We start from the raw sequence: 22,365 nt of genomic DNA, 5'->3' as shown, positions 1-22,365 counted from the left end.
CGTAGGCTCGGCTCTACAGAAAAGGCCGGGCATTGCCCGGCCTCTCCATCAACGCTGCTCGGCGGCAACCAGCTCGGCCAGCTGTACGGCATTCAGGGCTGCGCCCTTGCGCACGTTGTCCGACACGATCCACAGGTTCAGGCCACGCGGGTGCGAGAGGTCCTCGCGGATGCGGCCGACGTACACCGCGTCGGTGCCTGAGGCGTGGGTGACCGGGGTCGGGTAACCACCGGCCTCGTGGCGATCCACCACTTCGATGCCCGGCGACTGCTCCAGCAGCGCGCGCGCTTCGGCGACCGTGACCTTGTCTCGGGTCTCGATCGCCACCGACTCGGAGTGGCCGTAGAACACCGGCACGCGCACCGCGGTCGGGTTCACCAGGATGCTGTCATCGCCGAGGATCTTGCGGGTCTCCCAGATCAGCTTCATTTCTTCCTTGGTGAAGCCGTTGTCCTGGAAGTCATCGATGTGCGGGATCAGGTTGAAGGCGATCTGCACCGGGAAACGCTGCGGATCGATCTCCTGGAAGCTGAGCAGCTGGCCGGTCTGCTTGCCCAGTTCCTCCATCGCCGAGCGGCCGCCGCCGGACACCGACTGGTAGGTGGACACATTGATGCGCTCGATGCCGTACTTGCGGTGCAGCGGTGCCAGCGCCACCAGCATCTGCATGGTCGAGCAGTTCGGGTTGGCGATGATGCCGCGCGGACGGTTGGCGACCTGTTCCGGGTTGACCTCGGACACCACCAGCGGCACGTCATCGTCGTAACGGAAGGCCGAGGAGTTGTCGATCACCACCGCGCCTGCTGCGGCGAACTTCGGTGCGTATTCCTTGGACACGCTGCCACCGGCCGAGAACAGGGCGATCTCGACGCCGGTGGGATCGAAGGTGGCCAGGTCCTGGACCTTGACCTTCTGGCCATTGAACTCGATCTCGCCGCCGGCCGAACGCTCGGAGGCGAGAACGCTCAGGCTGCCGACCGGGAAATCACGCTCGGCCAGGATCGACAACATGGTCTCGCCGACGGCGCCGGTGGCACCGACGACGGCGACGTGGAAACTGCGCTGTGCATTGCTCATGGAGGAACTCTCACGAAAACGGGAATGGGGAAAAACACGCACGACAGCTGGGTTCGGGGAACCTCCTCAAGCGGGGCGCGCGGAGGTTCCCTATCGTTTCCCGGTTTTTTTGCCCAGCGTCACGCGCGCGGCCATCGCCGCATCAGCGTTGATCGCGCTCGGCATGCGCGACGGGCCGCCGTCCAGGCCGAGCCCAGCAACCAGGTTATCCACGGCCAGCTGTACCATCGCCGTGCGCGTGGCCAGCGAGGCGCTGCCGATATGCGGAGTGAGCACGACGTTGCGCAGCGCCAGCAGTTCCGGGCGTACCGTTGGCTCGCCTTCGTACACATCCAGGCCCGCCGCAGCCAGGCGACCGTTGGCCAGCGCGTCGGCCAGCGCGATCTCATCGACCAGGCCACCGCGGGCGATATTCACCAGCGTCGCCGACGGCTTCATCTTCGCCAGTGCGGCGGCATCGATCAGATGATGCGAAGCCGGTGTGTACGGCAGCACCAGCAGCAGGTGGTCGGACTGTGCCAGCAGCGTATCCAGATCCACATAGGTCGCGCCCAATTCCGCCTCGGTCGCCGCCGGCAGCTGCGAACGGTTGTGGTACAGCACCTTCATGCCGAAACCGTGCGCGCCGCGACGGGCGATGCCCTGGCCGATGCGGCCCATGCCAAGGATGCCCAACGTGCTGCCGTGGATATCGGCACCGAGCATGGTCTGGAACGACCACTGCTGCCACTGCCCTTCGCGCAGCCAGCGCTCGGACTCGGTAATGCGGCGCGCGGTGGCCATCAGCAGGGCGAAACCGAGATCGGCGGTGGTTTCGGTCAGGACGTCCGGCGTGTTGCTGGCCAGGATGCCGGTCGCGCTGAGCGCGTCCACATCCAGGTTGTTGTAGCCCACCCCGACATTGGCGATCACCTGCAGCTGCGCGGCGCCGGCCACCTGGGCCGCGCCGATGCGCTCGTTGAGCGTGATGATCGCGCCGTCGGCGCTGGCCAGTTGTTCGGCGATCTGGTCCGGCGCCCAGGCGGTGACGGTGTCGGTGCTGCGCAGCTGCACGCGATCGCGCAGCGGCGCGATGGCCGCGTCGATCAGCGGCTGGCTCACCCACACGATCGGCCGCGTGTCAGCCATCGATCTGCCCGGGAATGCGCGGGGTGACCGTGCCGACATCGCCGCACTGCGCGCGGTGGCGCAGCGCCTGGTCCATCAGCACCATCGCTACCATCGCCTCGGCGATCGGGGTGGCGCGGATGCCGACGCAGGGGTCGTGGCGGCCGGTGGTGACCACCTCGACCACGTTGCCGGACGTATCCAGCGACGGGCCCGGCAGGCGCAGGCTGGAGGTCGGCTTCAACGCGATCGAGGCGACCACCGGCTGGCCGGTGGAAATGCCACCGAGGATGCCACCCGCGTGATTGCTGGCGAAGCCCTGCGGGGTCAGCAGGTCGCGGTGTTCGGTGCCCTTCTGCGCGGCGCTGGCGAAACCGTCGCCGATCTCCACGCCCTTCACCGCGTTGATGCTCATCAGCGCGGCAGCCAGTTCACCGTCGAGTTTGCCGTAGATCGGCTCACCCCAGCCCGGCGGCACGTTGTCGGCGACCACGTCCACGCGCGCACCGACCGAATCTCCGGACTTGCGCAGCGCGTCCATGTACGCCTCCAGTTCGGGCACCTGTGCGGCGTGCGGCCAGAAGAACGGGTTGTCTTCCACCGCCGACCAGTCGAAACCGGCCGGGGTGATGTCGCCCAGCTGCGACAGGTAGCCGCGCACGGTCACGCCGAAGCGCTCGGCCAGCCACTTCTTGGCGACCACCCCGGCGGCTACGCGCATGGTGGTTTCGCGCGCCGAGGAACGGCCGCCACCGCGCGGGTCACGGATGCCGTACTTGTGCCAGTAGCTGTAGTCGGCATGGCCCGGCCGGAACTGCTGGCCGATGTTGGCGTAGTCCTTGCTGCGCTGGTCGGTGTTGCGGATCAGCAGCGCGATCGGGGTGCCGGTGGTCAGGCCCTCGTACACGCCAGAGAGGATCTCGACCTCGTCGGCCTCGCGCCGCGCGGAAGTGTGCCGGCTCTTGCCGGTGGCACGGCGCTGCAGGTCGTGGGCGAATTCGGCCGCGTCCAGTGCCAGCCCCGGAGGGCAGCCATCGATCACGCAGCCGATGGCCGGCCCGTGCGACTCGCCGAACGTGGTGACGGTGAACAGCTTGCCGAACGAATTGGAGCTCACGGGCGCTGCGCCGCCAGTTCGGTGATGCGTGCGCTGTGGGCGATCAGCTCGCGGCATTCGACCGCGAAGATACCCATCTGGCCGACCTTGAACTCGATCCAGGAAAAATCGACTTCCGGCAGCAGCTTGATCAGGTGCTGCTCGGATTCGCCCACTTCGCAGATCAGCAGGCCGTCCTCGCTCAGGTGCAGCGGCGCGTCACGCAGGATCTTCAGCACCAGGTCCAGGCCGTCGTCGCCGGCACGCAGGCCCATCTCCGGCTCGTAGGAGTATTCCTGCGGCAGGGCGTCGGTCTCGTCGTTGGTGACGTACGGGGGGTTGGTGACGATCAGGTCGTAGTGGCGGCCGGTCAGGCCGTTGAACAGGTCCGACTTGATCAGGGTGACGTTGTGCGCCTGCAGGCGTTCCTTGTTTTCCTCGGCCAGCGACAGTGCTTCGTCACTGAGGTCGACGCCATCCACTTCCCAGTTCGGGTAGTAGTGGCCCATGGCGATGGCGATGCAACCCGAACCGGTGCACAGGTCCAGCGCACGGCTGACATCGCGGCCGGCCAGCCACGGCTCGAAGCCGCATTCGATCAGTTCGGCGATCGGCGAACGCGGCACCAGCGCGCGCTTGTCGCTCTTGAAGCTCAGGCCGGCGAACCAGGCCTCACCGGTCAGGTAGGCGGCCGGGATGCGTTCATCGATGCGACGCTGGAACAGTTCCAGCACGCGCAGCTTTTCGGCCTGCAGCAGGCGCGCCTGGCCATAGGCCGGGCCCAGATCGTGCGGCAGGTGCAGGCTGTGCAGCACCAGCTGGGTGGCCTCGTCCAGCGCATTGTCGTAGCTGTGACCGAAGGTCAGCCCGGCTTCGTTGAAACGGCTGGTGCCGTAGCGGATCAGATCGATGATCGTGTGGAGTTCGGCGGCCGTTTCAGCGGTCATGGCGGTACTGCGGGCAAAGTGGGCCCCGATTATAGGGGCTGGCGCCCGCGGCAGCATCCGTTGCGGCGGAAACGATCCGGCCTCACCCGGTATGATGGAGCCCACTTCGCGCGGGGGCACCCATGTTCAATCGCAATGCCGGCATCATCCTGCTGATCGCCCTGGCGGCGGGCCTGGGCCTGCTGGCCGCCCAGCAGGTGTTTGCGCCGAAGCCGCCGGCCAATGCCCCGGCCACCGAAGCGATCACGCTGTACCCGCAGCCGCGCGAACTGCCCGACTTCAATCTGGCCCAGTCCGACGGCACCCGCCTGATACCGGGCGAGCTGAAGGGCCACTGGACGCTGGTGTTCCTGGGCTTCACCTTCTGCCCGGACGTCTGCCCGACCACCCTGGCCGAGCTGGCTGGCGCGCAGAACCAGTGGGAGGCCCTGCCCGACAGCCTGCGCCCGCGCGTGCTGTTCATCTCGGTCGACCCGGATCGTGACAGCGCCACCCGGCTCGGCGAATACGCGCACGGCTTCCACAAGGACACCCTGGCCGCCACCGCCGATATCCCGTCGCTGGAGCGCTTCGCCACCTCGCTCGGTTTCGTGTTCCAGAAGGTGCCGGGCAAGCACTTCGACGAGAACCCCGAGGATTACACCGTCGAGCATTCGGCCAGCCTGGCCGTGCTCGACCCGCAGGGCCGCCTTGCCGGCCTGGTACGCCCCCCGTTCAACGCGCCGGCGATCGCCCGCGACCTGCAGAAGCTGACCGAGAAAACCGCCCCATGAGCCTCACCACCGCCCTGACGTACGCCCTGCCCCACCGCCTGCTGTCTTCGATGGCGCGTTCGCTGGCGTACTCGGACGATCCGCGCGTGTCGCGCTGGCTGATCGACACGGTCACCCGCAAGTTCAACGTGAACCTGGACGAAGCGGCCAACCCGGACCCGCGCAGCTATGCGACCTTCAACCAGTTCTTCACCCGCGCGCTGAAGCCGGGCGCGCGCGTGGCCGACGCCGATCCGCGCAGCCTGGTGATGCCGGCCGACGGCCGCATCAGCCAGCTCGGCAGGATCGAGGCCGGCCGCATCTTCCAGGCCAAGGGCCAATCGTTCACCGCCGCCGAACTGCTGGGCAGTGACGAGGACGCCAAACCGTACAACGACGGCCTGTACGCGACCGTGTACCTGTCGCCGCGCGACTACCACCGCGTGCACATGCCGTGGACCGGCACCCTGCGCGAGACCGTGCACGTGCCGGGCCGCCTGTTCAGCGTCGGCCCGGCCGCAGTGAACGGCGTGCCGCGCCTGTTCGCCCGCAACGAGCGCCTGGTCTGCCACTTCGACACCAGCTTCGGCCCGATGGTCAGCGTGATGGTGGGTGCGTTGCTGGTATCGGGCGTCGAAACCGTGTGGAGCGGCGAGGAAATTCCGCATTATGGCGACCGCATCACGCGCAAGGACTACCGCGGCCAGGGCATCAGGCTGGAGCGCTTCGCCGAGATGGCGCGCTTCAACTACGGTTCGACCGTGATCGTGCTGCTGCCGCCGGGCGTGGCTGAGTTCGCCCCGCAGCTGGCCGCTGAAAGCCCGGTGCAGCTGGGCCAGGCGCTGGCGAAGCTGCGCTGAGGTACATGTAGAGCCGAGCCCATGCTCGGCTACTGGCTGCAACCGGCCATGCATTTCTGTGGGCAAAGGAAGCCGAGCATGGGCTCGGCTCTACAGCCAGAAGCGCGTTACTGCAGGACCGGGGCCGGACCGACGTCCATGCCGTCGTAGTCTTCCACGCCATTCTCTGCGGCCAGCGCTGCGAATTCCTGGTTGCGGCGGTCCAGCGAGGCTTCGTCGTGGATCTCCACGCGCTCTACATGCAGCACGTGGAACGGCGCGTCGCCCTCTTCCGGCTCCTGCTCGAACAATTCCACGAAGGTATAGCCCTCCGCCTGCAGGTGCTCTGCCAGCGCCTGCAGCGGCTCAGCGGTGGAGTGCACGAAGAAGTACCCCCACAGCAACGGGCCCTTGATGTCCCAGTCGGTGTTTTCGCGGAGGTTGGCGAACAGGTTGCGGGTGTCTTCGAGGTCCATTGCAGATTCCAGCGGTCGTGGGAATTACTTGTCGCAGCCCTGCAGCTTCAGCGTCTGGCCCTGGCGCAGGCTGTAGGCCGGGGCCTTCAGGCCGTTGGCGCGGGCCAGGGTCGGCACATCGCACTGGAACTTCGCGGCAATGGCGCCCAGGGTTTCACCCCGGCCCACCTTGTGGCTGCGCGGCGGCTTTGGCCGTGCGGCCGGGCGCGGCGCGGCCACCGGAGCGACCGGGGTGGTCGGCACGCTGGTGGAGGCTGCGGCGTCGGCCACCGGCACCACGCCGCCCACGGCCACGCTGCCGGTGTAGCCGGCGGCGGCCGGGCGCTTGATCGCCGCGTTCAGGTCGGCGGTGATCAGGGTACGGGCCAGGTCGGCACGCGGGCCGCTGACGCAGTTGCGCTGGTACAGGCCGGCGATGCGGGTGGTAGCGTTGATCAGCGTGCCGGCCGGAATCCAGCCGTCGGCTTCATAGCGCGGGTTGAGGTTGCGCAGCGCGCGCATGTAGCCATCGCGGGTGCCGTGGCTGCCCAGGCAGATGGTCAGTTCGTAGATGGTGGTGGACTTGGCCAGGCGCAGCGTGGCCGGCTGCGCGCTGATCTTCGGGAATTCCACGCCGTACTGCTGCGGGTGCAGGAAGATCCAGGCCGCCGCGATCACCATCGGCACATAGTCCTTGGTCTCGCCGGGGAACTGGTTGTAGACACTGTCGGTCCAGAAGCTCTGGCCCGCACTCTGCTTGAACACGCGCGCGGCACGGCCTTCACCACCGTTGTAGGCGGCCACCGACATTTCCACGTTGTTGTTCAGTTCGCGCAGGCGCTCGTTGAGATAGCTGGCGCTGGCCTCGGCGGCGCTGCGCGCGTCAAAGCGGGTGTCGAAGCCGGTGCCATCCGGGCCAAGGCCGAAGCGGCGGCCGGTAGCCGGCATGAACTGCATCAGGCCGGCGGCGCCGGCGCGCGAGGAGGCATGCACGCGGCCGTTGGACTCCTTGGCCATGATGCCGAACAGCAGCGCCTCGGGCAGGCCGCGCTTTTCCCACTCCGGCCACATCACCGCACGCAGGTTCTGGTAGTTCTCGTAGCTGGTCAGCAGCGCCGGGCGCATGTCGGTCAGCCAGCGGCGGATGCCCGCCTGCACGGCCGGGTTGTATTCGACCATGCTGTCGAAGGCGTGCCGCTTGTCGTTGAGCAGCGCAGCGGCGCGGGCCGCCTCCGGCACGTCGGCGGTAAGCGGGCCGATATGGTCGGGGTCGGCTTCCAGCCGGTCACCGCCCTCGTCGGCCACCTCATCGCTGCCCGCCGCATCGGCGTCGTGCTTGAGCAGGCGCTTGTAGCTGGCCAGCAGCGTGCCCATCTGGCAGCCCTTCTGCTTCACGCAGTCGTTGAGAACGTCTTCCATGTCCTCCAGCGCGGCGTCGGCCTCGTTGCTGCCCTTGGGGTCGGCATTGGCGACCAGCAGCAGCGCATCGCTGTAGCGCTTCTCGGCGACGGTCATGCGCTGCTGCAGCGCATCCACCTTCGCCTTGTCCCGGGCCGAGACCCGCTGCGCATGGGCGTCGGGCGCCAGGGAAACCAGGCCGGCCAGGGCCAGCAGCGGCCAACCGCGGGAAATCAGGACAGAAACGGGCATTGATGGCACTGTGTGCGAAACAGGCAGGCAGAGTAGCGGCGCCGCCAAGGTCGGGGCAAGCCGACCTTCGGACTGCCACTGCCGGCGGTTAACATTGGGCTATTCACCACAAGGGCTGGACCATGGATCCGATTCTGCTCGGCAAAGGCATCACCGACGATGTGGCCGTCACCCTGCTGCCGAAACTCGGCAACCGCCACGGCCTGGTGGCCGGCGCCACCGGCACCGGCAAGACCGTGACCCTGATGACCCTGGCCGAAGGCTTTTCGCGACTGGGCGTACCCGTATTCCTCGCCGACGTGAAGGGCGACGTGTCCGGCCTGGCCGTGCCGGGCACCGGCGCGGAGAACCTGCTCAAGCGCGCCGCCGAGATCGGCGTGGCCGACTACGCACCGGCCGCCAGCCCGACCATTTTCTGGGACCTGTACGGCAAGCTCGGGCATCCGGTGCGCACCACGGTCAGCGAGATGGGCCCGACCCTGCTGGCGCGCATCCTCGAGTTGAACGACACCCAGTCCGGCGTGCTCGACATCGTGTTCAAGCTGGCCGACGACCGTGGCCTGCTGCTGCTGGACATGGACGACCTGCGCGCCCTGCTTGGCCTGGTGGCCGAGGAGCGCAAGGACATCTCCACCGAGTACGGCCTGGTCAGCGCGCAGTCCATCGCTGCGATCCAGCGGTCGGTGCTGCGCCTGGCGCAGGATGGCGGCGAGAACTTCTTCGGTGAGCCGGCCCTGGAACTGGCCGACATCATGCGGGTCAATCACGACGGCCGCGGCATGATCGGCATCCTTGCCGCCGACCAGCTCGTGCTCAAGCCCAAGCTCTATTCCACCTTCCTGCTGTGGCTGCTGTCGGAGCTGTTCGAACAACTGCCGGAGGTGGGCGACCTGGACAAGCCGAAGCTGGTCTTCATCTTCGACGAGGCCCACCTGCTGTTCGACGACGCACCGCCGTCGCTGGTGCAGCGCATCGAGCAGGTGGTGCGCCTGATCCGCTCCAAGGGCGTGGGCGTGTACTTCTGCTCGCAGTTCCCCGACGACGTGCCGGGCAACATCCTCGGCCAGCTCGGCAACCGCGTGCAGCACGCGCTGCGGGCGTTCACCCCGCGCGACCAGAAAGCGGTGAAGACCGCGGCCGAGACGTTCGTGCCGAACCCGAAGCTGGACGTGGCCAAGGTACTGAGCCAGCTCGGCACCGGTGAGGCCTTGGTTTCCACGCTGCAGGACAAGGGCGTGCCGATGCCGGTGCAGCAGACGATGATCGCGCCGCCACGCTGCCGGATGGGGCCGATCACCGAAGCCGAGCGCGCCCAGGTGCGTGCCGGCAGCCCGGTCGGCAGTCGCTACGACACCGCGATCAACCGCGAATCGGCTGCCGAACTGCTGGCCCAGCGCGCACAGAAGAGCGTCGAGCAGGCGCAGGCGCCAGCCGCGCGCAGCCGCGAACAGGACGATGCGCAGGAAGGCGGTTTCGGCCAGGCGATCAAGGATGCGATTTTCGGCACCAAGCGCCGCCAGGGCATGATCGAGACCATGGCCAAGCAGACCACGCGCACGGTCGGCACCAAGCTGGGCAACCAGATCGTGCGCGGCCTGCTGGGCGGCATCTTCGGTGGCAAGCGCTGATCTGATCCGCCGCTGCTGGGGTCAGAGCCCTTCCCGCGGAAGCGGAGTCTGCCCCCCCCCTCCGCTCGTCCTCCGGAAAAGAAGTCGTATTGCATGTCGCGCTGGCGTCCCCCTGCAGAAAAGAGCACCGCCCTGATCACCGCCTCCGGCCACGCTCGGCTGAAGGCCGAACTGGATGACCTGTGGCGGGTACGGCGGCCCGAAGTGGTGAAAGCACTGGCCGCAGCCGCCGCAGAAGGCGACCGTTCGGAAAATGCCGAGTACACCTACCGCAAGAAGCAGCTGGGCGAGATCGACCGCCGCGTGCGCTACCTGACCAAGCGGCTGGAATCACTGCGCGTGGTCGACACTACGCCAACCGATCCGCTGGCGGTGTTCTTCGGCGCGTGGGTGGAGCTGGAGAACGTGGACAGTGGCGACACCAGCCGCTACCGCATTGTCGGCCCGGACGAGACCGACGCAGGCCAGGGCTGGATCAGCATCGACTCGCCGCTGGCGCGTGCGCTGCTGAAGAAGCGGCTGGATGACGAGTTTTCGGTGGAGCTGCCCGGCGGGCGGTTCACCTTTGCGGTGATCGGCGTGGAATACGAGACGGTGTAGAGTCGCCTGTCAGTCGACTACCGCGCGAAGCGCGGCACAAACCTCCACAGCGGGACGGCAAACGCACCGCGATCTTCATCGCGGTTGGTGACTCGCCAAAGCCATCTGTCAGGCGCTCACGGCCTCGGAACGAAGAGCAGTCGACTGACAGTCGACTCTACATGGCCCCGTGCAATGGCGGCGGGTATGCGCGGCCGGCACGCAGCGGGCGGAAGTAGTCGGCATTGCGATAGAAGGCGGCATCCTGTCCCTCGTGCCACCCCGGGATTCCAGCCAACGGCAGCGGACGCAGCTGCAAGGGATCGGTCACCGCCCTGCCCTCGGCGATGGCCACGGCCACCGCGTCAACGCAGGCCGCATCGGCATCGCTGTGCACCACCACGCACTTGCCCACCAGCAATCGCCCCGGCAGCAGTGCCTGTTCCATCAGCGCATGCCCGAATACCGCGGTGATGGCGATGTCATCGCTCTGCCAGTTCACCGGGTCAAACAACGCGGGCCAGTCGTGTGCATCCCAGGCAGCCCGCAGTGAGTCATCGCGCACGCGCACGATCACACCGGTTTCGTCGAACTGGGTCAACGCGGCCTGCGCGCGGTTGCGCTGGCCAGGCGGCATGGCCTCGATATGCCCGCACTGCTGCACATTGAGCGCATGCTTCAGCTGTGGGCATGAGGCCCAGACCAGCGCATTGAACAGGTCGTGCCAGTTGTCTGCGCGGGTGGCGATGCGCCCCTGCGCGATGCGGGCTTCGTAGTGCAGGCCATCGGCCAGCAGCGCGGCGTCCTGTTCAACCAGGCGCTTCCCGGGCAATGCCAGGCGCGCATCAAGTGCAGCGATGGACGGCCAGCGAGGGCCGAGCAGCAGATCCCGGAAATCCTGCAATCCGGCAAACAACGGATGCGCGAACACCTGCGGATCGACCGCCGCACGCGGCGGCGGCACGAAGCGCCGGACACCGCTGCCGTCACCGGCGGCGGCCGTTGCGATCACAGTACCTTGAGGTTGAACGCCGGGCGGGCATTGGCCGGCAGCGCATCGCCGTACAGGTCGTGCTCGTCGCTCTCGGTGATTTCCACGTCGACGAACTCGCCCACCCGCAGCGGCACCTGATCGGCGTTCTGGATATGCACCAGGCCGTCGATCTCCGGCGCATCGGCCCTGGAGCGGGCCACGGCGATATCGCCTTCGATGGCATCGACCAGGCACTGCTGCACGGTCCCGATCTTGGCTTCCAGGCGCGCGGCGGAAATCTGCGCCTGCTTCTCCATGAAACGGGCCAGGCGTTCCTGCTTTACTTCTTCCGGCACAGCGTCGGGCAGGTCATTGGCGGTGGCGCCCTCTACCGGCGAATAGGCGAACGCGCCCACGCGATCCAGCTGCGCTTCGTCCAGGAACGACAGCAGCTCTTCGAACTCGGCCTCTGTCTCGCCCGGGAAGCCGACGATGAAGGTGGAACGCACGGTGATGTCCGGCGCGATGCGGCGCCAGTTCTGCACGCGCTCCAGGGTCTTTTCGACTGCGCCGGGGCGCTTCATCAGGCGCAGGATGCGCGGGCTGGCATGCTGGAACGGGATGTCCAGGTACGGCAGGATGCGGTTCTCGGCCATCAGCGGCACCACCTCGTCCACGTGCGGATACGGGTAGACGTAGTGCATGCGCACCCACGCATCCAGCTCCGACAGGCCTTCGCACAGCGCCTTCAAACGGGTCTGGTAGGCCTTGTCGCGCCACATCTTTTCGGCGTACTTCACGTCCACGCCGTAGGCCGAGGTGTCCTGCGAAACCACCAGCAGCTCGCGCACGCCGCCACGCACCAGGCGCTCGGCTTCACGCAGCACCTCGTCGACCGGGCGCGAAACCAGCTTGCCGCGCATCGACGGAATGATGCAGAAGCTGCATTTGTGGTTGCAGCCCTCGGAAATCTTCAGGTACGCGTAGTGCCGCGGGGTCAGCTTGATACCGTAGTCGGGCACCAGGTCCACGAACGGATCGTGCTTGGGCGGCAGTGCTTCATGCACCGCTTCCATCACGCTCTGGTAGTCCTGCGGGCCGGACACCGCCAGCACGTTCGGGTAGGCCTCGCGGATCTGCTCCGGGCGCTTGCCCAGGCAGCCGGTGACGATGACCTTGCCGTTCTGGTTCATCGCCTCGCCGATCGCGTCCAGCGACTCGGTCACCGCAGAATCGATGAAGCCACAGGTGTTGACCACCACCACGTCGGCCGAATCGTAGGACGGGACGATGTCGTAGCCTTCCGAGCGGAGCTGGGTGAGGATGCGCTCGGAATCGACAAGGGCCTTCGGGCAGCCAAGGCTGACGAAGCCGACTTTGGGGTTCAGCTGGGACATGGAATCGCGGGACTCTGGGGGCCTGGGCCCCTGCCGGCATGGCAGGGGGTCCTGGGGGCCGGGGCCTGAAAGGGCGCCAGTATACCGGGGTTGGCGGCGGCGCTCTGAACGGCCAGCCGCCCCAGTGAGGATACCGGGCTGGCCTGATGGCTCGCCGCTGTCGTCCCGCGCCCTGAGACGCGCCCCGAGGAAGGGGCCGTCGTTCGGCCCCTTGTACCTCAGGAGCTGGACAATCGCTTGGCCATCGCCACAGCAAGCTCCAGCCTGCCTGTCGGAGCCTCGCGCCCGCCCGCGTCCAAGGCAGATGGGATGCCCACTACCGGGATCTCCCATGCGCAGATCTGATCGCATACGAGTTGCTTGTGCTGACAGATCGGGTGATCAGCACCGTTGTTTGCTACACACTCGGCCCAGCCCCTGGAGCACGCGGTGCACCTCGGATAAGGGTCCGCAGCCTTGGCAGGCCCCATCACCGCAAGCAATGAAATGCCCATTACTGCCATCACGATCATGCTCTTCATCAATCACTCCGTTAATTTGACGAAAAAACGCACGTGCGGCGCCAACTACGATCAAGCGCAGTGGTGCCCCGCCATCTAACCACCCTAGGCCATGGTTTCCAACCCTGCCCGCAGATGGCTGGAGACGCCAGGCAGCTGGAGATCACCGATCCGGCCCAACTGCCGACATGACGTGCACTGACGCGCACCGGATAATCGGGTTTCAGTTTCCAAAGCGAGTCAGCCGCGATGAACGAATGGATCACCCTGGATACGCACCACGGCGCGGTACGGGCCTGGCAGGCACTCCCCGAGGGCACCGCGCGAGGCGGGCTGGTGGTGGTGCAGGAGATTTTTGGCGCCAACCCGCACATCCGCGGCGTGGCCGAGCGCTTCGCCGCCGAGGGCTATGCGGTGCTGGCTCCTTCGTTCTTCGACCTGGTCGATGGACCCGATGCCGACCCGGATGCCCTGCCCTACGACGCCGACGGCGTGAAGCAGGGCCTGGAAAGGGTCAGCGCGCTGGGCATGGAGAAGGCGCTGGAAGTGGTCCGCGCGGCGGCCACCCGGCTGGCCCCCTACGGCAAGGTCGGCACCGTCGGCTACTGCTGGGGCGGCACGGTGGCGATGCTGTCGGCGCTGCGGCTCGGGCTGCCGTCGGTCAGCTACTACGGCGCACGCAACGTCCAGTTCCTCGATGAGACACCCAAGGCGCCGGTGATCTTCCACTTCGGCACCCAGGACAGGAGCATCCCGCCGGAGGCCGTCCAGGCCCACCGCGACAAGCTGCCGCAGATGGCCACTTTCGTCTATCCGGCCGACCACGCCTTCAACCGCGAGGTCGGACATGCGTATGATCCAGACAGCGCCGCCCTGGCGCTGCAACGCACCCTGGACTTCTTCTCGGAGCATCTTGGATGAGCGAATTCGAACTCGATTCACGCCTGGCCACCGATAGCGTGCTGGTGGCGGAAGGACCGTTGTCGCAAGTGCGGCTGATGAACGACGAACGATTCCCCTGGCTGGTGCTGGTACCACGCCTGGCCGGGGTGACCGAGTGGATCGAGCTGGACGGCGAGCAGCAGGACAAGCTGCGCACCGAGCTCAACCGCGCCTGCAAGGCCCTGAAGGGCCACGACGGCGTGGAGAAGATCAATATCGGCGCGCTGGGCAACATCGTGCGCCAGCTGCACTTCCATGTGATCGGCCGCCATGACGGCGATCCGGCCTGGCCCGGCCCGGTCTGGGGTAGCGGCCCGGCGCACCGCTACGAGCCTGCGGCGCTGGACCAGCATGTCGCCTACTGGAAGGAACGGCTAGGATATCCAGCCCGTTCCTGAGCCTTGCCCGACCCGATGCGATTCAACCTCGTTGCCGCCATCCTGCTGATCCTGATCGGCCTGTTCATGCTCGCCAGCAACCTCGGCTGGACGCACCTGAACCTGTCCAAGCTGCTGCTGACCTGGTGGCCGGTGGCACTGGTGGGCGTGGGCATTGCGATGCTGTTCGGTCGCGGCAAATGACGTAGCGCCGGGTCGTGCCCGGCGAACGCACCGCGTGGACCATGCGAAAACGCCGGGCACGGCCCGGCGCTTTCGTCATGCAATGACGCGGGCGATCAGGTCCGCGGCAGGGTCACGCCGGTCTGGCCCTGGTACTTGCCGCCACGATCGCGGTACGACGTCTCGCAGATGTCATCGGCCGCGGCCTGGAAGAACAGCATCTGCGCCACGCCTTCGTTGGCATAGATGCGGGCCGGCAGCGGCGTGGTGTTGCTGAATTCCAGGGTGACGTGGCCTTCCCACTCCGGTTCCAACGGGGTCACGTTGACGATGATGCCGCAGCGCGCGTAGGTGCTCTTGCCCAGGCACACCACCAGGGTGTCGCGCGGGATGCGGAAGTACTCCACGGTACGCGCCAGGGCGAAGCTGTTCGGCGGGATGATGCACTCATCGGCCGTGATGTCGACGAAGCTGCCCGAATCGAAATGCTTGGGATCGACAATCGTCGAGTTGATGTTGGTGAACACCTTGAACTCGCGCGAGCAACGGACGTCGTACCCGTAGCTGGAGGTGCCGTAGCTGACGATGCGCTCGCCATTGGCCTGCTTGACCTGCCCGGCCTCGAACGGCTCGATCATGCCGTGCTGCTCGGACATGCGGCGGATCCAACGGTCACTCTTGATGCTCATGCTTTGTCCTGGGTACGAGGGGGCGCGTGGATTCTAGCAGGGGGCCGGGCGTCGCCGGCGGCCCTGCCCTGGCACCTACAGCAGCGAAGAGAGAATCGGAATGGAGGCACGCGGGCGCTTGCCCACTTCCTCGATCAGGCGCTGGGCGGCATGGCGGTAGGCCTGGGCTGGCACCGAATCGGGCTGCGCCACGGTGATCGGAGTGCCAGCATCCCCCTGCTCGCGGATGCCGATCTGCAGCGGCAGCGAACCCAGCAACGGCACACCATACTGCGCGGCCATGCGCTCGCCGCCGCCCTCGCCGAACAGGTGCTCGACATGCCCGCAGCTGCTGCAGGTATGTACCGCCATATTCTCGACGATGCCCAGCACCGGCACCTCCACCTTCTCGAACATCTTCAGCGCCTTCTTCGCATCCAGCGTGGCGATGTCCTGCGGCGTGGTAACGATCACCGCACCGGCCAGCGGAATCTTCTGGGTCAGGGTCAGCTGGATGTCACCGGTGCCCGGCGGCAGGTCGATCAGCAGGAAATCCAGGTCATCCCACAGCGTGTCATTGAACAGCTGGGTCATCGCCGAGGTGGCCATCGGCCCACGCCAGATCATCGGCGTATCCTCTTCGATCAGGTAGCCGATCGACATGGTGTCCACGCCGAACGCGCGCAGCGGCTCGATGCTCTTGTTGTCAGGGCTTTCCGGACGACCGGACAGGCCCAGCATGGCCGGTACGCTCGGCCCATAGATGTCCGCGTCAAGCACGCCCACGCGTGCGCCAAGCTGCTGCAGCGCCACGGCCAGATTGACTGCGGTGGTCGACTTGCCGACGCCGCCCTTGCCCGAACCAACCGCGATCACGTTGCGGATGCGGGCATGCGGCGTGAGTCCCTTCTGGACCTGGCTTGCATGGGGACGGCGGGGAGAACTGTTCACAACGAGCACCGGCGGGTCAGGGGGAATAACCCAACATCATACAAGCTGGACACAAGCTGACTGAAATTCAGGATTGCTACAGATTCGTGCACAGGTTGTTAAGTTCATGTTACGTTCGCTAAGCACTGGTTTTGGGCTGCGTCGCTGTTTCATTGCACGCACGATGGCGCATGCGCAGTGCCGTATTTGTATTTGCTCTTTGAACGGAACTACATGAAAGACCTTCGCAATTCCGCACGTCGCAACACCCTCGCCGTCGCCTTGATTTCCGCCCTGGTCGCCGCCTCGCCGGCAATGGCCCAGGACAAGGCCACCAACCTGGACAAGATCACCGTCACCGGTTCGCTGATCCCGCAGACCCAGGTTGAGACCCAGACCCCGGTCATGACCATCAGCGCTGAAGCCATCCAGTCGCGCGGCTTCAACAGCGTCGCCGAAGTGCTGCAGCAGTCTTCGCTGACCACCGGCGGCATCCAGGGTGGCCAGACCTCCGCCTCGTTCACCCAAGGCGCTGAAGCCGCTGGCATGTTCGGCCTGAATCCGGGGTACACCAAGTACCTGATCAACGGCCGCCCGATGATGTCCTACCCGGCGCTGTACAACGGCGGCGACGCGTTCAACAACATCAGCGGCATTCCGATCGACATCGTCGAGCGCATCGAAGTCCTGCCGGGCGGCCAGTCCTCCCTGTACGGTTCGGACGCGATCGCCGGCGTGGTCAACATCATCCTGAAGGACCACATGGAAGGCGGCAGCCTGTCCGTGCGTGGCGGCACCTCCACCGAAGGCGGTGGCAGCAGCTTCCGCATCAGTGGCGCGCACGGCTTCTCGGCGCTGGACGACCGCTTCAATGCGCTGGTCAACGTGCAGATCGAAAGCAGCAACCCGATCTGGGGCTACCAGCGTGACCTGACCAAGCAGAACAACACCCACGGCTATACCGCACAGCTGCCGTCGAACGACTTCGCCGTCATCGACGCCAAGACCAATGCGCTGTACATGATGGACCCGGGCAACTGCGCCAATGTCGCCGGCCAGTTCGGCGGCACCACCGTGCTGGCCAACCGCCCGACCGGCCAGTCCTGCGGCTCGGTGTTCGGCGCCGGTTACAAGACCCTGAAGAACGGCAAGGACAGCGGCCAGTTCTATTCGTCGATGACCTTCGACGTGAACGACAACTTCCAGCTGTTCGCCGACGTGCTGTACAGCAAGGAAAAGACCGAGTACACCTCGGGCTCGAACTACCTGTGGTGGGGCACCAAGAGCACCATGGGCGGCTTCTACGACCAGGCGTCAGGCAAGCTGGTCAACCTGCAGCGCGCCTTCGCTCCGGAAGACATCGGCGGCGAAGGCTACAAGAGCATCCTGAACAACGACAAGAGCCGTGCCTATCAGGTCACCCTGGGCGGCAAGGGCGCAGTGGGCAACTGGGACTACAGCCTGAGCTTCACCCGCGGCGAATATCGCCTGGATGAAAGCAAGTTCCAGCGCTTCGGCAATGCCATCAACAGCTACTTCGCCGACAAGGTGCTCGGCCCGCAGCTGGGCACCAAGGATGGCTTCGGCATCTACAACACCAACTGGGGCGCGTTCTACTCGCCGATCTCGCCGGAAGATTTCGCTGGCTTCACCGGTTACACCACCAACCACAGCCGCACCTGGCAGAACCTGGCTCGCGCGCAGGTCACCAACGGTTCGCTGTTCTCGCTGCCGGGTGGCGATGCGGGCCTGGCCGTGGTCGTCGAAGGCGGCAGCGAAGGCTGGGACTACAGCCCCGACCAGCGCCTGCTGGACGGCGACGTGTGGGGCTCGTCGGCTGTTGCCGGCAACGGCCATCGCAGCAACTATGCGGTGACCAGCGAACTGCGCATGCCGCTGCTGGAGTCGCTGACGGTGACCGCTTCCGGTCGCTATGACGCCTTCAAGATCGCCGACAACACCGTCGACAAGGCCACCTACAGCGTGGGCGTGGAGTTCCGTCCGATCGAAAGCCTGCTGTTCCGCGGCAAGTACGGCACCGCCTTCCGCGCGCCGACCCTGCCCGACGCCTTCCAGGGTCGCAGCGGCTACTATGCTGCCAACTCGACCGACTACTACCGTTGCGGCGAGCTGGGCTACACCCCGGGCAACACCGACGCCTGCCGCTACGCCGACAGCGTCTCGGTCTATTCCGAGCGTGCCGGCAACCCGGACCTGGAGCCGATCACCGCCGACGTCTGGAACGCGGGTATCGTCTGGGCACCGATGGCAAACCTGTCGATCTCGGCCGACTACTACAACTGGAAGATCGAGAACGAAGTCGATACGGCCAGCACCGACCAGCTGCTGCTGGCCGAGTACTACTGCCGCAACGGCCTGCCGAATGGCTCCTCGGCCACCTGCCAGAACGTGGCCGACTGGGTCGTGCGCGATTCGGCCGGCAACCTGAGCTCGCTGTACACCCCGAAGATGAACGTGGCCCGGCAGAACCTGCAGGCCGTGACCGTCGGCTTCAAGTACCTGCAGGACATCGGCCGCTTCGGTTCGCTGCAGTTCTCGGGCAACTACACCAACATGCTGAAGCGTGAAGTGCAGGCGCAGCCGGGTGAGGACTTCCAGGACCTGCTGGGCAACCCGAAGTCGATGTGGAACTACGACAGCTACGCCAAGGTCCGTTCCGACGCGTCGGTGGCCTGGTCGCTGGACAAGTGGACCACCACGCTGTACGCGAACTACATCGGCCACACCCCGAACTACCTGGCAGGCCTGAACGGCTACGAGTACACCCACGCCGCATCGGGCTACAAGGCAGGCAAGTGGGGTTCGTACACCACCTACAACCTGAGCGTGAACTACCGTGCGCAGGATGACCTGACCCTGTCGCTGATGGTCAACAACGTGTTCAACAAGATGCCCGAACAGCAGGCCCACAGCTACCAGGGCACCTCCGGCACGCCGTTCAACAACTACCTGTACAACGTCTACGGTCGCACCGTGTACGTGCAGGCCAAGTACGACTTCGGCAAGTAATCCCGTCGTTTTCCGGGTTTGATTCCGGACCAGGCCCCGCTTCGGCGGGGCCTTTTTTTTGGATCGATATTCAGCGCGGAACAGCGACTTCCGCCGCCAGCCAGCATTTATTTACTCATCATTCATTCCGCCAGATTCGGCAAAGTCCACTGATTAATGCAACCAATTGTTTTGTAAAAGAAAAATATTATTCAAGGTCAGCCCCAGCTCAACACATTACAAAGTCGCGCAAATCAGGTTAAGCGTGTGTTACGTTCGAAAAACGCCGCCATTCTGGTTTTGAAGGCTGCTGAACCATCCATGAGTTCCCAGGAAAGGGAAAACGCGTTTCTCACGACCACACGGAGTACCGCATGTCTCGTAATGGCTTCCCGCGTCACCCACTCACCCGCGCCGTCCTCAGCGGCCTGATCCTGGCCGGCAGCAGCGCGATCGCGCTCGCCCAGGAAAACACGCCCACCGATCTCGGACGCGTAACCGTCACCGGCTCACTGATCCCGCAGACACAGATCGAGAACCACACGCCGGTCCTGACTGTTACCGCCGAGGACATCCAGACCCGCGGCTTCACCAGCGTGGCCGAAGTACTGCAGCAGAATTCGCTGACCACTGGCGGGCTGCAGGGCGGCCAGACCTCAGCTTCGTTCACCCAGGGCGCCGAAGCCTCAGGCATGTTCGGCCTCAGCCCGAGCTACACCAAGTACCTGATCAACGGGCGGCCGATGCTGTCCTACCCCGCTCTCTACAACGGCAGCGACACCTTCAACAATCTCAGCGGCATCCCGATCGACATCGTCGAGCGCATCGAGATTCTGCCGGGCGGCCAATCGTCGCTGTACGGCTCGGACGCGATCGCCGGCGTGGTCAACATCATCCTCAAGGACCACATGGACGGCGGCGTACTGAACGTGCGTGGCGGCGCCTACACCGAGGGTGGCGGCAACGATTTCCGAGTCAGTGGCGCGCATGGCTTCAACGCCTTCGATGACCGTTTCCATGCGCTGGTCAACGTGCAGTACGAGAAGAGCAGTCCGATCTGGGGTTACCAGCGCGACCTGACCAAGCAGAACAACACCCGTGGCTACACGCCACAGGTTCCGACCAACGACTTCCTGGTCTACCTGCCGGACCAGCAGAACGCCTACGTGATGATGGATCCAAGCCGCTGTGCCAACGTGGCCAGCCAGTTCGGCGGCACCACCGTACTGGGCACGCGCGCGGTCGGTGAATCTTGCGGCTCGCCCTTCAGCGCTGGCTACAAGACGCTGAAGAACGGCAAGGAAAGCAGCCAGATCTATTCGTCGATGTCCTTTGATGTCAACGACAACTTCCAGCTGTTCGCCGATGCGCTGTACAGCCTGGAGGAGGTCCAGTACAACGCCGGTTCGGGCTACGCGTTCTGGGGCAGTGATGTCGGCTTCGGTGCGTTCGTCGACCAGGCCAGCGGCGAATACATGAACCTGCAGCGCGCGTTCGCGCCGGAGGACATCGGTCCCGCCGGCTACCGTGACACCATGAGCACTGATCGCAACAAGGCCTACCAGGTCACGTTGGGAGGGCGTGGCAACTTCGGCAACTGGGATTACAGCGCCAGCTTCAGCCGAGGTGAGTACAAGCTGACCGAGCGCAGCTTTGCGCGCTGGGCGAACGAGATCGACAGCTACTTCGAAGACCGCGTGCTGGGCCCGGTACTGGGCATCACCGACGACGGCTACAACATCTACAGCCCCAATTGGAGCGCGTTCTATTCGCCGCTGCCGGCCGGTGATTTCCAGACCTTCACCGGCTTCACCTACAACAAGAGCCGCACCTGGCAGAACCTGGGCCGCGCGCAGATCACCAACGGTTCGCTGTTCAAGCTGCCTGGTGGTGATGCCGGACTGGCCGTGGTGGCCGAAGCCGGCAGCGAAGGCTGGTCGTACACCCCTGACCAGCGCCTGCTGGACGGTAGCGTGTGGGGCACAACCTCGGTGGCCGGTGCCGGCCATCGCAGCAACTACGCGGTGACCAGCGAGCTGCGCATGCCGCTGCTGGAGTCGCTGACCGTGACCGCCTCCGGACGTTACGACGCGTTCAGGATCGCCGAAAAGACCGTCGACAAATCGACCTACAGCATCGGTATCGAGTTCCGCCCGATCGAAAGCCTGCTGTTCCGTGGCAAGTACGGCACCGCCTTCCGCGCGCCCAGCCTGTCCGACGCGTTCCAGGGGCGCAGTGGGTACTACGCCAATGGTTCGATCGACTACTTCCGCTGTGGACAGCTCGGCTTCAACCCCAGCGACACGGTGGGTTGTCCCTATGCCAATGAATCGGTGTTCGGCGAGCAGTCAGGCAACCCGGAGCTGGAAGCGATCACCGCCGACGTCTGGAATGCCGGCATCGTGTGGGCGCCGATCAACAACCTGTCGGTGTCGGTGGACTACTACAACTGGAAGATCAAGAACGAGGTCAATACGCTCAGCTCCGACCAGTTGCTGCTGGCCGAGTACTACTGCCGTAATGGCCAGACCAACAACACCTCGGCCAGTTGCCAGAACGTAAACGACTGGATCACCCGCGATGGCGCCGGCAAGCTGGAACAGATCTACACGCCCAAGATGAACATCGCCAGCCAGAACCTGCAGGCGGTAACGGCCAGCTTCAAGTACGTGCAGGACATCGGCCGCTTCGGCGCGCTGCAGTTCTCCAGCAACTACACCAACATGATCAAGCGCGAGCTGCAGCCGCAACCGGGCGATGAGTATCTGGACCTGCTGCGCGACCCGTACGCGATGTGGAACTATGACCAGTACGCCAAGGTGCGTGCCGACGGTGCGGTGGGCTGGGCGAAGGACAAGTGGACTACCACGTTGTACTTCAACTACATCGGCAAGACGCCAAACCGCATGGCGTACCTGGGCAAGGGCTACGACTACGTGCATCCGTCCGGCTACCAGGCCGGCAAGTGGGGCTCATACACCACCTACAACCTGAGCGTGAACTATCAGGCGATGGACAACCTGACGCTGTCGATGATGGTCAACAACGTGTTCAACAAGATGCCCGACGGTCAGGCACACAGTTACGCCGGCAACGTCGGCGCTCCCTATAACAGCAGCATCTACAACCCTTACGGCCGCGCCGTCTACGTGCAGGCCAGGTACGAGTTCGGCGGGAAGTAAGCAGCACACGTCTGTTGGACCAACGGCCCCGCTTCGGCGGGGCCTTTTTTTAACAAATGTTGCACGAATCCACA

Annotated in this window: 20 protein-coding genes; 9 read left to right on the top strand and 11 right to left on the bottom strand. The window is 65.4% G+C overall.

What is annotated here, in order from left to right; translation table 11 throughout:
• Positions 1–48 precede the first annotated feature (48 nt).
• From AC5P7R_RS09940 to prmB, 4 genes are all read right to left on the bottom strand, one after another.
• Positions 49–1,077, bottom strand: a complete 1,029-nt coding sequence (locus AC5P7R_RS09940) for an aspartate-semialdehyde dehydrogenase (protein WP_065179163.1) — start codon at positions 1,075–1,077, stop codon at positions 49–51.
• Positions 1,078–1,167: 90 nt separating this feature from the next.
• A complete protein-coding gene (locus AC5P7R_RS09935) occupies positions 1,168–2,205 on the bottom strand; it encodes a 2-hydroxyacid dehydrogenase (protein ID WP_494539959.1) in 1,038 nt (345 codons plus the stop codon).
• Positions 2,198–3,301 carry a chorismate synthase gene (gene aroC / locus AC5P7R_RS09930; protein ID WP_019660604.1) on the bottom strand — a complete coding sequence of 368 codons (1,104 nt, stop codon included), beginning with the start codon at positions 3,299–3,301 and terminating at the stop codon, positions 2,198–2,200. The genes AC5P7R_RS09935 and aroC overlap by 8 nt, the downstream gene beginning before the upstream one ends.
• The gene (prmB, locus tag AC5P7R_RS09925) at positions 3,298–4,227 is read right to left on the bottom strand and encodes a 50S ribosomal protein L3 N(5)-glutamine methyltransferase (protein ID WP_021203410.1); all 930 of its coding nucleotides are present in this window, start codon (positions 4,225–4,227) and stop codon (positions 3,298–3,300) included. The genes aroC and prmB overlap by 4 nt, the downstream gene beginning before the upstream one ends.
• A gap of 122 nt (positions 4,228–4,349) precedes the next feature.
• Between prmB and AC5P7R_RS09920 the strand changes: the two genes are divergently transcribed.
• Positions 4,350–5,000, top strand: coding sequence for an SCO family protein (locus tag AC5P7R_RS09920; protein WP_021203409.1), 651 nt, complete (start codon positions 4,350–4,352; stop codon positions 4,998–5,000).
• Positions 4,997–5,839: an archaetidylserine decarboxylase gene (gene asd / locus AC5P7R_RS09915; protein WP_021203408.1), complete on the top strand. Its 843-nt coding sequence runs from the start codon at positions 4,997–4,999 to the stop codon at positions 5,837–5,839. Before AC5P7R_RS09920 ends, asd begins: the two co-directional genes overlap by 4 nt.
• A gap of 107 nt (positions 5,840–5,946) precedes the next feature.
• Here the strand turns inward: asd and AC5P7R_RS09910 are convergent, their stop codons facing one another.
• Both AC5P7R_RS09910 and AC5P7R_RS09905 read right to left on the bottom strand, forming a co-directional pair.
• A complete protein-coding gene (locus AC5P7R_RS09910) occupies positions 5,947–6,294 on the bottom strand; it encodes a ribonuclease E inhibitor RraB (protein ID WP_021203407.1) in 348 nt (115 codons plus the stop codon).
• Positions 6,295–6,318: 24 nt separating this feature from the next.
• Positions 6,319–7,923: a transglycosylase SLT domain-containing protein gene (locus tag AC5P7R_RS09905; RefSeq protein ID WP_021203406.1), complete on the bottom strand. Its 1,605-nt coding sequence runs from the start codon at positions 7,921–7,923 to the stop codon at positions 6,319–6,321.
• Positions 7,924–8,045: 122 nt separating this feature from the next.
• Between AC5P7R_RS09905 and AC5P7R_RS09900 the strand changes: the two genes are divergently transcribed.
• Entirely contained in the window at positions 8,046–9,551 is a 1,506-nt protein-coding gene (locus AC5P7R_RS09900) for a helicase HerA-like domain-containing protein (RefSeq protein WP_019660610.1), read from the top strand.
• A gap of 93 nt (positions 9,552–9,644) precedes the next feature.
• Positions 9,645–10,151 carry a transcription elongation factor GreB gene (gene greB / locus AC5P7R_RS09895; protein ID WP_111098598.1) on the top strand — a complete coding sequence of 169 codons (507 nt, stop codon included), beginning with the start codon at positions 9,645–9,647 and terminating at the stop codon, positions 10,149–10,151.
• Positions 10,152–10,308: 157 nt separating this feature from the next.
• Here greB and AC5P7R_RS09890 read toward each other — a convergent pair whose 3' ends face one another.
• The 3 genes from AC5P7R_RS09890 to AC5P7R_RS09880 form a co-directional block, all read right to left on the bottom strand.
• On the bottom strand, positions 10,309–11,139 hold the full coding sequence (locus tag AC5P7R_RS09890; protein ID WP_111098605.1) for a DUF3025 domain-containing protein: 831 nt from the start codon (positions 11,137–11,139) through the stop codon (positions 10,309–10,311).
• Complete coding sequence (rimO, locus tag AC5P7R_RS09885; RefSeq protein WP_227854020.1) at positions 11,139–12,500, bottom strand: 30S ribosomal protein S12 methylthiotransferase RimO; 1,362 nt, start codon at positions 12,498–12,500, stop codon at positions 11,139–11,141. The genes AC5P7R_RS09890 and rimO overlap by 1 nt, the downstream gene beginning before the upstream one ends.
• 218 nt (positions 12,501–12,718) lie before the next feature.
• Complete coding sequence (locus tag AC5P7R_RS09880) at positions 12,719–13,021, bottom strand: hypothetical protein (protein ID WP_021203403.1); 303 nt, start codon at positions 13,019–13,021, stop codon at positions 12,719–12,721.
• A gap of 228 nt (positions 13,022–13,249) precedes the next feature.
• Here AC5P7R_RS09880 and AC5P7R_RS09875 point away from each other — a divergent pair, with 228 nt between their 5' ends.
• The 3 genes from AC5P7R_RS09875 to AC5P7R_RS09865 are packed head-to-tail and all read left to right on the top strand — an operon-like array spanning position 13,250 to position 14,523.
• Positions 13,250–13,921 carry a dienelactone hydrolase family protein gene (locus AC5P7R_RS09875; protein ID WP_021203402.1) on the top strand — a complete coding sequence of 224 codons (672 nt, stop codon included), beginning with the start codon at positions 13,250–13,252 and terminating at the stop codon, positions 13,919–13,921.
• A complete protein-coding gene (locus AC5P7R_RS09870) occupies positions 13,918–14,340 on the top strand; it encodes an HIT domain-containing protein (protein WP_019660615.1) in 423 nt (140 codons plus the stop codon). The genes AC5P7R_RS09875 and AC5P7R_RS09870 overlap by 4 nt, the downstream gene beginning before the upstream one ends.
• Before the next feature lie 15 nt (positions 14,341–14,355).
• Entirely contained in the window at positions 14,356–14,523 is a 168-nt protein-coding gene (locus AC5P7R_RS09865) for a LiaI-LiaF-like domain-containing protein (protein WP_005410498.1), read from the top strand.
• Positions 14,524–14,618: 95 nt separating this feature from the next.
• On the opposite strand, the gene dcd is transcribed toward AC5P7R_RS09865, so the two are convergent.
• Positions 14,619–15,191, bottom strand: coding sequence for a dCTP deaminase (gene dcd, locus AC5P7R_RS09860; RefSeq protein ID WP_005410499.1), 573 nt, complete (start codon positions 15,189–15,191; stop codon positions 14,619–14,621).
• A gap of 75 nt (positions 15,192–15,266) precedes the next feature.
• On the bottom strand, positions 15,267–16,121 hold the full coding sequence (gene apbC / locus AC5P7R_RS09855; protein ID WP_031270225.1) for an iron-sulfur cluster carrier protein ApbC: 855 nt from the start codon (positions 16,119–16,121) through the stop codon (positions 15,267–15,269).
• Between the two features lie 213 nt (positions 16,122–16,334).
• On the opposite strand from apbC, the gene AC5P7R_RS09850 reads away from it, so the two are divergent.
• Both AC5P7R_RS09850 and AC5P7R_RS09845 read left to right on the top strand, forming a co-directional pair.
• On the top strand, positions 16,335–19,130 hold the full coding sequence (locus tag AC5P7R_RS09850) for a TonB-dependent receptor domain-containing protein (RefSeq protein WP_019660618.1): 2,796 nt from the start codon (positions 16,335–16,337) through the stop codon (positions 19,128–19,130).
• A gap of 353 nt (positions 19,131–19,483) precedes the next feature.
• On the top strand, positions 19,484–22,291 hold the full coding sequence (locus tag AC5P7R_RS09845; RefSeq protein WP_111102208.1) for a TonB-dependent receptor domain-containing protein: 2,808 nt from the start codon (positions 19,484–19,486) through the stop codon (positions 22,289–22,291).
• Positions 22,292–22,365: the final 74 nt, after the last annotated feature.

This window comes from Stenotrophomonas sp. YJH_SMC_27 (assembly GCF_059369815.1).
This window is presented reverse-complemented; position numbering and strand designations above follow the sequence as displayed.

What these genes read in the sequence shown, in the direction of transcription:
- AC5P7R_RS09935 (WP_494539959.1), bottom strand. Translation starts at nt 2,205, where the DNA reads ATGGCTGACACGCGGCCGATCGTGTGGGTGAGCCAGCCGCTGATCGAC.
- prmB (WP_021203410.1), bottom strand. Translation starts at nt 4,227, where the DNA reads ATGACCGCTGAAACGGCCGCCGAACTCCACACGATCATCGATCTGATC.
- AC5P7R_RS09845 (WP_111102208.1), top strand. Translation starts at nt 19,484, where the DNA reads ATGTCTCGTAATGGCTTCCCGCGTCACCCACTCACCCGCGCCGTCCTC.
- AC5P7R_RS09865 (WP_005410498.1), top strand. Translation starts at nt 14,356, where the DNA reads ATGCGATTCAACCTCGTTGCCGCCATCCTGCTGATCCTGATCGGCCTG.
- AC5P7R_RS09875 (WP_021203402.1), top strand. Translation starts at nt 13,250, where the DNA reads ATGAACGAATGGATCACCCTGGATACGCACCACGGCGCGGTACGGGCC.
- AC5P7R_RS09900 (WP_019660610.1), top strand. Translation starts at nt 8,046, where the DNA reads ATGGATCCGATTCTGCTCGGCAAAGGCATCACCGACGATGTGGCCGTC.
- rimO (WP_227854020.1), bottom strand. Translation starts at nt 12,500, where the DNA reads ATGTCCCAGCTGAACCCCAAAGTCGGCTTCGTCAGCCTTGGCTGCCCG.
- AC5P7R_RS09850 (WP_019660618.1), top strand. Translation starts at nt 16,335, where the DNA reads ATGAAAGACCTTCGCAATTCCGCACGTCGCAACACCCTCGCCGTCGCC.
- greB (WP_111098598.1), top strand. Translation starts at nt 9,645, where the DNA reads ATGTCGCGCTGGCGTCCCCCTGCAGAAAAGAGCACCGCCCTGATCACC.
- AC5P7R_RS09910 (WP_021203407.1), bottom strand. Translation starts at nt 6,294, where the DNA reads ATGGACCTCGAAGACACCCGCAACCTGTTCGCCAACCTCCGCGAAAAC.
- asd (WP_021203408.1), top strand. Translation starts at nt 4,997, where the DNA reads ATGAGCCTCACCACCGCCCTGACGTACGCCCTGCCCCACCGCCTGCTG.
- dcd (WP_005410499.1), bottom strand. Translation starts at nt 15,191, where the DNA reads ATGAGCATCAAGAGTGACCGTTGGATCCGCCGCATGTCCGAGCAGCAC.
- AC5P7R_RS09940 (WP_065179163.1), bottom strand. Translation starts at nt 1,077, where the DNA reads ATGAGCAATGCACAGCGCAGTTTCCACGTCGCCGTCGTCGGTGCCACC.
- AC5P7R_RS09870 (WP_019660615.1), top strand. Translation starts at nt 13,918, where the DNA reads ATGAGCGAATTCGAACTCGATTCACGCCTGGCCACCGATAGCGTGCTG.
- AC5P7R_RS09920 (WP_021203409.1), top strand. Translation starts at nt 4,350, where the DNA reads ATGTTCAATCGCAATGCCGGCATCATCCTGCTGATCGCCCTGGCGGCG.
- AC5P7R_RS09905 (WP_021203406.1), bottom strand. Translation starts at nt 7,923, where the DNA reads ATGCCCGTTTCTGTCCTGATTTCCCGCGGTTGGCCGCTGCTGGCCCTG.
- AC5P7R_RS09880 (WP_021203403.1), bottom strand. Translation starts at nt 13,021, where the DNA reads ATGAAGAGCATGATCGTGATGGCAGTAATGGGCATTTCATTGCTTGCG.